This is a genomic window from Cerasicoccus frondis (genome assembly GCA_031296915.1).
GTDB lineage: Bacteria > Verrucomicrobiota > Verrucomicrobiia > Opitutales > Cerasicoccaceae > Cerasicoccus > Cerasicoccus frondis.
In genome coordinates this window covers 87,994-98,982 of the sequence record JAVDPC010000006.1, presented here as the reverse complement: position 1 = coordinate 98,982, position 10,989 = coordinate 87,994, and the positions used below count along the sequence as shown (strand labels likewise).

Genomic DNA, 10,989 nt, shown 5'->3' with positions numbered 1-10,989 from the left:
ATTGAAGAGGTGAAAATTAGATTTTCAGCACCCTACAAGAGGTTATCAGCAAGTCTGCCAGCGAGTTTGTAGTCACTTTGGGGTTTTTCGCGAGGTGGTTCTGGCGCATAGTCTGGTAAGCTGAGCAGTGGCTGAATCTCATCGCTTGTCACGCAGCCCAATGGCACGGCTGCCAGCAAGGTGAGGAGTGTGTGGCCTACGTCATCCTGTGGTCGGAGCAACTGACGAGCGTCTTGCCAGAAGATCTCGCGCTGTCTCCGGTATGCCTGTGTCAGTGGGTTGTCTGCTACGCGCTCCCAATTTTGAACACAGGCGCTGAGCGGGTTTTGAGCGAAGGCCACGCAGAAATTGCCGTAAAAACTTGGCAAGTCCTTTGCGAGGATCGCTCCTGCGGATGGGAACAGGATTTGGGTTTCGCCAATGAATTGGAGCAGGCCGTCGAGTCCGGAGAAGTAGCGGTAGATTAAAACCTTGTCCACTCCAGCGCGCGCCGCGACTGCGTTGACCCCAAAACTTTGGAATCCTTCTTCGGCCAGCAAGCCAATGGCTGCCTCTACGATACGCTTTTCAGTTTGCTGGCGATTTCGCTTCATGTGCGCAAACAGTAAACAGAACAATGCGCCAAGGTGTCAATCGTTGCACTGGCCAAGTTTTCATAAAAACTTGTTAAAATGACCATTTAGAGCATCCTATGCCCCGTGGAGACTGTATCGACCGACACGACGCTACGATTTTTCAAGGCTGGCGGGTTTAACCAAATGTGCCTGGAAAAGGCTGATGACTTACGTTTGGTTCTAGATCTGGACGAAACGCTATGGGTGGCCTCCAGTTGCCCCGTTAAGGGTTTGGATATTGATGAGAAGACCCTGAGCTTGATTGATTCCGATAGCGATGGCCGCATTCGCCCGCCGGAAATTAAAGAAGCGATTCGGTGGTTCTTCGACGTTTTATCAGGGTATGAGACCGTCATTGAAGGACGGGATTGGCTAGAGCTTAGTCAACTGAACGCTGAAAGTGAAAAAGGCGCCGCTTTGCTTAAGTCGGCTCAGCGAATATTGGAGAATCTCGGTCGGGCGGATGCTGATCGAATCACACTCGCCGACGCGCAGGACCGAAGTGGTATTTTTGCCCAGGTAAAGAGCAATGGAGATGGCGTTATACCCGAAGTTGCCGCTGAGAAAGATGAAACCAAAGCCGTGATTCGTGACATCATCAAGGCGATGGGGGGCGAAGCGGATCGCAGCGGGGAACTCGGCGTGACGGCGGATAAAGTGAACGCGTTTTACCAGGCGGCGCAGGAATTTCTCAATTGGTGGGTGCAGGGATATCCGGCGGATCGAATTCACCTGCCGGGGTATGTGCCGCCGGTTCAAGAGGAGACGGCGCTTTCGCTCGAGGACGCGATTGAAAAGGGTTCTGAGGCTGAGGCCAAGCTTGAGTCGGAAGCCGTCGAGCCGCCACCTGCGATTGAACTGCCGGAGCGCGATTCAGGTATTTTTCCTTTGGGGGCAGATACGCCTGTGGCCTATGGCGCAGTGCAGGCTTTGCGGAGCAAGGTCGAGGAATTTTTTGCCCAACGCCGTATCGCGGCGTTTGATGCGCGCGCGGTGACTTTCATTAATTTTCGCGAAAGCGATTTAATTGAGGCTGGCAAGCGTGATGAAGCGAGCCTGAAGGAGGTCATGCTTGGGTTGCCATTAGCTCATGTGGAAGCAGATGCAGACCTGCCGTTGACCAAAGGGGTGAACCCTGCTTATGCGGACGCGCTCTTGGCGCTCAAAATGCGCGCCGTCGCACCGTTGATTGGCGAACGGGAAATTTTGACGCCGGAGGACTGGGCGATGTTGCTAGGAAAGCTCGCGGCCTATGAAGCCTGGATTAACGCGAAGAAGGGCTCAGCAGTAGAGGCGTTGGGCGCTGCGCGCATTGGCGCGATACTGAATGGGCCGGAAAAACAGGCCATTGAAGCTCTGATTCAAGTTGATTCCGCTTTGGCGGGTGAGATTAAAGCAGTCGAGGAGGTGGAAAAGCTCCTGCGCTACCACCGTGATTTGTTTCGCTTGTTGAACAACGTCATCAGTTTTCCGGAGTTTTACGACACCGATAAACAGGCGATTTTCCAGACGGGTCACTTGATCATCGATGGTTGTTCGCTGCAGATGTGCGTGGAGGTGCTGGATATGAAGCTGCATCCAGTGATTGCGGAAAAATCTGGCATCTACCTCATTTACCTGGAGGCCAAGCGAAAGGATCAGCCAGCGCCGATCAATGTGTGCGCCGCCGTGACGAGTCGTAGCGCTGGTCGCATGACAGTGGGCAAGAATGGCGTGTTTTACGACCGCAAGGGGCGTGACTGGGACGCCAAGGTAACCAAGGTGCTCGTCAACTCCATTAGCTTGCGTGAGGCGGCTTGGGCGCCGTTTAAGGCCATTGGAGAGCTGATCACCTCGCAGATCGAAAAGATCACCCAATCTCGGCAGAAGGCCATCGAAAAGGAAATTTCGGGCACGATGATAGAGATGGATAAGAATGTCGCAGCGAAGCCGCCAGCCGAAGTTGAGAGCAAGGCCACCGGCGGTGGCATGGGGATGGGGGGCATGCTGGCCGGGGGAGGGGTGGCCATTGCCGCGCTTTCCTCGTCGTTTGCTTACATTGCGCAACAAGTCAAGGAGCTGCCCGATGTATACTTTGTCTACACGGCGGTTTTGATTATCTTTTTCGTCGTGGCGCCGTCTGTATTGCTCGGCTTTTTCAAGCTGCGGGCGCGGGATATCGGTATGATTTTGGAGGCCTCAGGTTGGGCCATCAATGGCCGTATGCGCATCAACCTAAAGTTGGCGCACGACTTGACGCATGTCGGCAAGTTTCCGAGCAGCTCGACGAGGGTGCACTACGAATACCTGACTGAAGACGGTAAGACACGCCGTCGCCGTTTTTGGACGTGTTTTGGCATTGGCGCATTAGCGCTGGGCATCGCGTTGTGGTGGCTGACTTATGAATGGTCGGCCACGGTGGGGTAATCCGGAAATCAAGCCGATGACTTATCTTGTGGATTAGACGCAGCGCTAAAATGGCGAGCGCTCGATCATGATGGAGTCTCCCGGGAAAAGCTTGGGGTCTTCACGGGGATTGTCGCGGGCTAGGTCGGCGTCGATGACATAGATGTCGTTTTCGCGGGTTAGCTTTACGGCGCCTTCGCGGGCATAGAGGGAAAATCCACCGGCTGACTGCACTGCCTTCGTCAGTGTCAGGTCCGGAGTCCAAACGACGCGGCCCGGGCTTTGCACCTCCCCCCCGACATAGATATAACGGTCCGTGACGTAGACTGAGACGTCTACACTGCGGTAAATCTGCTTGGCAATGTATTGCTGGCGGATGTTGGTGGCCAATTCCGAGGGGGTGAGCCCGGCGGCGGGCAGACGGCCAATAAAGGGCAGACTGACGATGCCTTCATCGTCAATCTGCACGTCGTTGGAACTTGGATCTGGAATGCCCTGAAGGTTGACTTGCAGGGTGTCTCCGGGGCGCAGTGCAGCGGCGGATTTGGGCGCAGCTAGTTTGGGATTGCTCCCGCTGGCGCCCGAACCGCCGGATGCACACCCGGCCATCAACAGCAAGGCCGCCAGGGCGATTACCCAGATTAATGTGCGGCTTTGCTGCGGTGTTGATTTCACGAAAGACTATTTCTTGCGGGACTTTTTGGCGGGACGCTCCTCTTCATCTTCTTCGTCCTCATCGTCGTCTTCGCCGAGGTCTTCGCCATCTTCGTCTTCGTCGAAGCTGTCTTCATCCTCTTCCTCATCTTCGTCCTCGTCCCACTTCATCGTTTCGTCCTCTTCGATCTTTTCGTCTTCTTCGTCGAGGTCGGGGAAGGATTCTTCGATGTCGTCGTCGTTGCTGCCGCCATCTTCATCGCCATCGAGCTCGTAGCCGTCCGGCACGAATTCGAGAATGTCGAGGAGCTCGCGGAAGCAGTGAATCGCGCGGCCTTCCATGAAGTCGGCGTTCTGCTCCTCACGAATGTCGTCTTCCAGTTCTTCAATGGTGAACTTTTGCTCGAACTCGATGAGGTCGTTGAGCAGCTTGACGCGCATTGCAGTGACGTGGTCGATGCAGTCGGCGTAAGGGCCCTTTTCCTCGTCGATTACGTCGGGGAGGGCAAAGAGGAGTTCTTCGGACTCGAAGAGGCTCTCATTGGTGCGGACCAGGCGCAGGCGGTGGTCATCGAGTTTTTTGTCGATGCGGAACTTGAAAAACGCGTCTTCGAAGATCGAAGGCTGAAAATCGTAATCGCGCAATGGTTCGACCAAGTCCATAATATGGCTGACTTGGCGTGGGTCAATGATGCTCAGGCCGTCGACATCCCAGTGGACTTCGTCGCTGATTTCTTCGACCCACCAGTTCATATCTTCGCCCAGTCGGACGATGCACCACTCAAGTTTTGGAGCTGATTTAGGCATGTTGTTCTTGGGAAACGGGTTTCGTGATAGCTAGGGCTTACTTGTATTGAATTTAAGAGGACGTTGAGAGAGTTTTGCCTGTCGTCAAGGATTCATGGAGATATTTTTTGCATTCCAAGTTAAAAGTGGACAGCTGGGACTTTTTTCTAGAGCGTTTCCACCTACTGAGAATTTGCTATCTATATCATGGGTGCCTTTTACGAGACGTTGGTCCGACCATATTTATTCCGGGGAGATCCCGAGGAAGTTCATGAACGCGCAATCGGCTGGTTACGCATGCTTTCGGGCATGGGACCGGCTTTGCGCATAATGGAGAAGTACAATCGGCCGGCCTATAGCGAACCTTTAGAGTTATTTGGGTTAACTTTTCCGAATCCGGTGGGTTTAGCCGCTGGCTTCGATAAAAACGCCCATTGTTGGCAGGCGATGGCCGCTCTCGGCTTTGGTCACGTGGAAATTGGCACAGTGACCAAGCTTGAGCAGCCGGGCAACCAAAAGCCACGTATTTTCCGCTTTCCAGAGCACGAGGCGCTCATTAACCGCATGGGATTCCCCAACGATGGCGCAGAGGCCGTCGCCAAGCGCCTTTCAAAAGCGCCTTCATCGCGCAAACGACGCATTCCACTGGGGATTAACATTGGTAAAAGCCGCGTAACGCCGATCGATCAAGCGGTAGGCGATTATTTGGGCTCTTACGAGAAATTAGCCGATTACGCCGACTATTTTGCGATCAATGTCAGCAGCCCCAACACGCAGGATTTGCGTCAGCTCCAGCAGCGTCACCTGCTGAGCGACCTCGTAGGCTCGGTGATTGAGGCGGATCGCGAGCGTGCGCGCAAATTGGGCAAGAGCCGGATTCCAATTCTGGTGAAGATTGCTCCAGACCTCACCTATCGCGAAATTGACGACATTTTGGCAAGCGCTCTGGAAGTCGGCGCCGATGGCCTCATTGCGACCAATACTTTGATCGAACGTCCAGTTGATTTGGGCAGCAAAGACGAAACAGGTGGGCTGAGCGGCAATCCGATCCACCAGCGCTCTGTTAACATCGTGAATTACATGTACCGCAGCGTGGGCGACAAATTGCCGATCATTGGGGTGGGGGGCATCCATGATGAACGCTCGGCCGGCGATTTCTTTGACGCTGGCGCCAAAATGATCCAAGTGTACACCGGCATGATTTACCGTGGTCCGTTTTTTGCGAAAGATCTGGCTCAAGCGCTGAGTTGGCGCACGCGCGACTGGGTTTAGAATTGAAGCAGCCGGAGCCAGCCAGTGCTCTTGGCGTTCGTTGTTGCAGAAATGCAACAGGTCAGGCTTTGACCTGTCTACAGTAGAGTCTATTCATTGCAGAATAAGCTTTCGCAATTGCTATGTCCGATTCTATCTATTCCCAGCCAACTGAAGAAGAAATTCAACGGGTGCTCGCCTATGCAGCGCACGATAAGGAATTCCGCGGTCGATTGGAGGCCGAGATATTCGATGAGCTTGAGGAGGAGATGGAATACGACCTGGAGGACCTCTTCGAAGAGCAGCATGCAGGCAAAGTTGGAAAACCACTGCCCAGTCTGGATGACCGCCAGCAGTTTCGACACATGTATTTTAAGGAGTTGCGCCGCCTGCAGATCGAGCTGGTGCGCTTACAGGATTGGGTCGTGTCGACGGGCTACAAGCTTGTGGTGATTTTTGAAGGGCGTGATGCCGCCGGGAAGGGGGGCGTCATTAAGCGCATTACCCAGCGGACAAACCCCCGCATTTGCCGCACGGTGGCCTTGCCAGCGCCTACTGAGCGCGAGAAGACCCAGTGGTATTTTCAGCGTTATGTGCCGCATTTGCCCGCCGCAGGTGAGATGGTGCTCTTTGACCGTAGTTGGTATAACCGCAGTGGCGTGGAGCGAGTTATGGGCTTCTGTGAGGAGGAAGACGTCGAGCAGTTCTTCAACGACGTGCCTCACTTTGAGGAGATGCTCGTCAATTCGGGGATCAAGCTGATCAAATATTGGTTTTCAATTACCGATGAAGAGCAGGAATTTCGCTTTCAATGCCGCATAACGGATCCGCTTAAACAATGGAAGCTCAGCCCAATGGACCTGCAGTCTCGTATTCGTTGGGAGAATTATACTGCGGCTAAGGAGGAAACTTTTGCCCGGACGAACTTCGAATTTGCGCCCTGGAATGTGGTCAGCGCCATTGACAAGAAGCGGGCGCGTTTGAATTGCATCAGTCACCTCTTGCATCAGGTGCCATATGAGAAAGTGCCACGTGAAGAAATCGTGCTGCCCGGGCGCGTGCATCATGCCAATTATCAGCGTCATCCGGTGCCGAAGACCATGTTCGTGCCCAATGTTTACTGAGGCATCCTCATTGAGTTTTCAGTAAATGAAAAGGCCCCGGTGGTTGAATTCCGGGGTCTTCTCGATTATGGCTGATTGAAAAGTGTCGTGTCAGCGCGCGTTGTAATCGGGGTTGTTGGTATTGCGGGCCACGTTTGACCAGCGGCGCATATCCTTAAGCTCATCCTCTGTGAGCATGTCGACGCTTCCGTCGAGGTGCGCAACAATTGCTTTATTGTCGTAGCGAAGGTGGACGTTGCCCATACGGCTGGGGCGATCTTCATTGTACGAACCACTCCACTGAGTAGGTGGTTTCACGTCGAAGTAACCCGCGTATTCGGCATCTGTATCGGCGTCATCCAGATCGGAGTGCGTGGACACAAAAACAATGTGCTCACTGGGACAAGTGCTTTGCGCTAGCGTCAGCACCGCGTAAGTGGGATCTCTGCTGACCCGGTGTCGGCCGCTCATTATGCGGTAATCTCCACCGGTGTACTCCGAGTTCATCCCGAAGGAAGGAAAATAAGATGTGTAGTAGGGATTGATGTCGCGAATTTCGCTCAGGTGGGTCTGGGAACGGCCCGGGTAGAATAGATCGATGCCTCCGGCATAAGGCAACAGGCGGAAGACGTAACGATTTTTTACCTCCGCAGCTAAGATTGGATCTCCATTATGATCCAAAATTTTCATTGAGAGCTCGTCGTCTTCGCTCAGAACTGACGGCAACAAACGTCCATCATTATCTTGAGGGACAGTCAGATACGCGCTCATGATTTGACGCGCAGCAGACAAGTCAGAGGCTTTGTAGGCCGATTCCTTTACACGGCCCACTGCAGAAATGGTGATTGCGGCTAAGATGCCTACGACTGCAATCGTCACGAGCAGCTCAACTAAGGTGAAAGCATTGTTGTGCGTATGGGCGGTCTTCACTGTCTTAATCCTCCAGACTTACATTTAATTTCATGAAGGGAAGTGAGGCAGCATCATCGAGGGGGATTAGCGAACGAATACGGACTTGTTTGGTGCTGTCGTCGTTCAGGGAAATGATTTCAGGATCTGACGTGTAGGGGCCACCTGCATCGTCATTGGTTACCCAATTACTTAGGTCGCTAGATAGTGCGACAGTGTAGGTTAAGTCAGTTGCCGCATATTGCATGGGGAATGTGATGGCCGGGTATGTCTGATCGTCAATCACGACAATCTCCTGTACAACGCTAGATGAATCGTATTGGATGCCGCTTTCGGGATTACTGTCCATGGCGTATTCCATGGAGTTTATAACGCCATCCATATCGTAATCAGTGGTAGCAGCCCAATCGTTTGCGGTGAAGCCTGTGCCAAGGGCGGAAGGGAAGTTGAGCTGTCTCCAAATTGAGTATTGCCTTGGAGCAATGACCAGATAGATCTCCATGTCCTCAGTAATTGTGATTTCCAACGGGTTATCAGTCGATTCACCAAACGACCCTACCCACTTGAAAAAGGCGTAATTACCACTGTTATAGCCTTCAATGACGACTTCGAGTTCAACGATGTCGCCATATTGATAAATCGCTTTACTAGGGGTCTTATTGACTTCTCCGAATTGTAAGCCAAATGGGATATTGGTGCTTATGCTGATGCCATAGCCTTCAATTTGAGCGTCGTATGTTTCGTTGGTGTCGAGGCTAGCTGCAGCAAACGAAGTGTGGGACAGAGAGTAAGTGAATTGTATGTAGTAATCGTAGATTAGTAGGCTGCTGGTGTCCCATTCCCAAGCTGTGTATTGGTTGCTGTAGGGGTCTGAACTACTTACTGTGTTGAATGTGCCGTTGTACTCCACCCAATCTCCATCTGCACTGGCGCGGTAGAATAGCTTAACGGTTGAATTGTCAGGAATGCCAGCGCTGCCATGGTACGTCATGACTTGAAATAATATTTCCCCGGGACTGTAGGTTGGATTATCATAGGCCCGGAAGGCCAGTAACTCACCTGAAGGAGTATAAATGCGGTCATTGGAAACTAGGAATGCGGTTGACGTCCCGTATTGTGCGAGTCGTGCAGCTTCGTTTCCGCCATAGTAGGGGTAGTTTACTTCGTTCCAACTGAGGCCTGTGTATGGTGGGCTTTCAGGTGTGTAAGCATCGTCAGCACCTTCCCAAAAGGCAAAATCCTCATCGTCTTCGCTGGTGCGGTAATCAGGGACGATGAATTGCGCCGAAAGGTTGGCGGTAAAACATAGGGTTAATATGACGAATATTTGCTTCATGCAAATGACAGGTTTATAATGCAAAGTAGCCCGCTAACGGCATAGAACCGTCAGCGGGCAGGTTTTCTTGCTTGGCTTTAACTAACGTCTCTGACGACGCATCAAAATGAGGGCTCCGCAGGCAACGCCAGCGAGCAATGCATAGGTTGAAGGTTCTGGAACCACTTGGACGTAGGTGTCGCCCTGGTTCAGTTGGAGCGCAGTAATGGAAGAATGAGCAGCTGCCTCCCACTCAATAGCAAAAGAAAGAATCTCGGAAGCAACGCCGGTGAGGTCCCACTGGTAGTAACCGATGCTGGTCGCGCTGTAGGATGCCTCTACAGTCCCTTCACCATTGTTATACGAAAAAGTTGGAGTAGAGTAATATTCTGATTCGTCGATCTGAAAAATAACTGTCTCTAAGCCTGTGAGGGCCGAGTCGACTGAGACCTGATAGGTGCCGGTCAAAAACCCTGTATTGCTACCTACATAGATCCCAGCGCCAGCGGGGTAACCATAACCAGCAACCTTGTCGAATTCGGGGACTTCACTGCCGGGTGTGATGAGGGATGGAATAATTGGAGCGGGCCAAGGATTCCCTGATGTAGCAAACACCGGATAGCCAGGATGATTATCTTCAATTAGCCCATCCCAATAGGCTTCTTCGGAATTGCCAGGCAGGACGACGTCTAGTGTGGCCAATGCGCTGGAGGCTGCGCCAATGAAGGCTAGGATTGTTATGAGTTGCTTGTTCATTTTGTTAGTTATTTGGAATGATTCTAATTCTTAAAAATAGGATTCAGTCTCAAGTCTGTCTCAAAATGAGACGCCCGATGGTTTGGCGGGCGTCCCCGAATTACAGTTGGGCGGCGAGCTCTCTCCAGTCTTCACGCTCTGGTATGCCTGGCTTGCGGGCGCCAAAGAATTGAGCGATGATTTCTCCTTCTGCGTCGTAGAGTTCGACAGCGTTGACGTCTCCATCGTCGGTTGGTTTGACGACATGCCAACTGCTGGCGATGCCGGATTCCTTCAGGTGAAGGTTGAAATCTGGGTCGAGGACATTGAACCAGTCTTCAAAGATGACCAGCTTACTCACGGTTCCCGTGTGGATCTGAATGGCGGAGTCATTGCCGACAAAGACCATGATGGGCATTTCCTTGTCGCGGGCTTGCTCAAGCAGGCGTCGGGCGGCGTCATTTTCCAGACGGCGGGTGAATTTACCTTCGCCCAGTTCCATGGCTTGCAAACGGCTGACTTTGTTTTTGGCCATGAGCATGAAGAAGTCGTGGGTATCCTTCAGGTTGGCCCAGCCGTCCATGAACTTTTCCTTACGCTCTTCGTCAACTGGCTCGGCTTCTTTTTTCGCCGGTTGCGACTCAACCGTCATGGGGGAGTCCTGGTCCTCATGGCGAAGACGGGCAATGAGCTCTTCGTAGACGCTCATCTTGGATTCCTCCTTCGGGTAGACTTTGTGGATCGCATTGCCGTAACGGTCGAAAAACTGAATGGACTTCAGTTCCTGTCCGCGGCTAGGAGCCGTGACTGCATAGGCGTGAGCCCAGTCTGCGAAGAAAAGACGCAAGTCAATGTCCTTGCCGACGACGAGGCCGATTTTGCCGTTGTGTGAGGAAATTTGCTCGTAGCAGCCTTTGCGTTCGTGGACGCAATGCTCATTACGAGTCAGCACCATGACCCGCCCTAAGGCTTTCAATTCTTCAATAATGCCAATCCAGCTTTCGACTTTTAAACGAATGGACTGGCAGCCGCAGTCGGCCGCTACTAATTCACCCTCGGTAACACCCAAGCGATCCGCGCAATCACGCATGCGCAGTTTGGGGTCGGCTTCCTTCAAGGCGGCATAGCGATCCGCCAGCGATGATGTCGTAGTAGTCATTAAAGCTAAGATAAGAATATAAAATTGAGATCGAGTCCCATCAGCGAAAAAATGCTTGCTCGGGTCAACAAGAAAAAA

General features: G+C 52.5%; 10 protein-coding genes. 3 read left to right on the top strand and 7 right to left on the bottom strand.

Translation table 11 applies throughout. The features are described from left to right. Window positions 1-32 precede the first annotated feature (32 nt). Window positions 33-593 (bottom strand): TetR/AcrR family transcriptional regulator, encoded by a 561-nt coding sequence (locus RBB63_RS06800; RefSeq protein WP_309382426.1) that lies wholly within the window; start codon window positions 591-593, stop codon window positions 33-35. Window positions 594-698: 105 nt separating this feature from the next. Here RBB63_RS06800 and RBB63_RS06795 point away from each other — a divergent pair, with 105 nt between their 5' ends. Further along, window positions 699-3,020, top strand: a complete 2,322-nt coding sequence (locus RBB63_RS06795) for a hypothetical protein (protein ID WP_309382423.1) — start codon at window positions 699-701, stop codon at window positions 3,018-3,020. A 45-nt stretch (window positions 3,021-3,065) separates the two neighbouring features. Here the strand turns inward: RBB63_RS06795 and RBB63_RS06790 are convergent, their stop codons facing one another. Both RBB63_RS06790 and RBB63_RS06785 read right to left on the bottom strand, forming a co-directional pair. Continuing rightward, window positions 3,066-3,674, bottom strand: a complete 609-nt coding sequence (locus RBB63_RS06790) for a polysaccharide biosynthesis/export family protein (RefSeq protein ID WP_309382421.1) — start codon at window positions 3,672-3,674, stop codon at window positions 3,066-3,068. A gap of 6 nt (window positions 3,675-3,680) precedes the next feature. After that, window positions 3,681-4,460 (bottom strand): hypothetical protein, encoded by a 780-nt coding sequence (locus tag RBB63_RS06785; protein ID WP_309382420.1) that lies wholly within the window; start codon window positions 4,458-4,460, stop codon window positions 3,681-3,683. Window positions 4,461-4,646: 186 nt separating this feature from the next. Here RBB63_RS06785 and RBB63_RS06780 point away from each other — a divergent pair, with 186 nt between their 5' ends. Together RBB63_RS06780 and ppk2 are read left to right on the top strand one after the other, a co-directional pair. Beyond that, window positions 4,647-5,711 carry a quinone-dependent dihydroorotate dehydrogenase gene (locus RBB63_RS06780; protein ID WP_309382418.1) on the top strand — a complete coding sequence of 355 codons (1,065 nt, stop codon included), beginning with the start codon at window positions 4,647-4,649 and terminating at the stop codon, window positions 5,709-5,711. 122 nt (window positions 5,712-5,833) lie between these two features. Then, window positions 5,834-6,814 carry a polyphosphate kinase 2 gene (gene ppk2, locus RBB63_RS06775; RefSeq protein ID WP_309382417.1) on the top strand — a complete coding sequence of 327 codons (981 nt, stop codon included), beginning with the start codon at window positions 5,834-5,836 and terminating at the stop codon, window positions 6,812-6,814. A gap of 90 nt (window positions 6,815-6,904) precedes the next feature. Here ppk2 and RBB63_RS06770 read toward each other — a convergent pair whose 3' ends face one another. From RBB63_RS06770 to RBB63_RS06755, 4 genes are all read right to left on the bottom strand, one after another. Further along, entirely contained in the window at window positions 6,905-7,723 is an 819-nt protein-coding gene (locus RBB63_RS06770; RefSeq protein WP_309382415.1) for a type II secretion system protein, read from the bottom strand. Between the two features lie 4 nt (window positions 7,724-7,727). Beyond that, window positions 7,728-9,038: a hypothetical protein gene (locus tag RBB63_RS06765; RefSeq protein ID WP_309382413.1), complete on the bottom strand. Its 1,311-nt coding sequence runs from the start codon at window positions 9,036-9,038 to the stop codon at window positions 7,728-7,730. Between the two features lie 81 nt (window positions 9,039-9,119). Next, window positions 9,120-9,773, bottom strand: a complete 654-nt coding sequence (locus RBB63_RS06760) for a PEP-CTERM sorting domain-containing protein (RefSeq protein WP_309382411.1) — start codon at window positions 9,771-9,773, stop codon at window positions 9,120-9,122. Window positions 9,774-9,873: 100 nt separating this feature from the next. Continuing rightward, window positions 9,874-10,911 carry a hemin-degrading factor gene (locus tag RBB63_RS06755; protein WP_309382410.1) on the bottom strand — a complete coding sequence of 346 codons (1,038 nt, stop codon included), beginning with the start codon at window positions 10,909-10,911 and terminating at the stop codon, window positions 9,874-9,876. Between the last annotated feature and the right edge of the window lie 78 nt (window positions 10,912-10,989).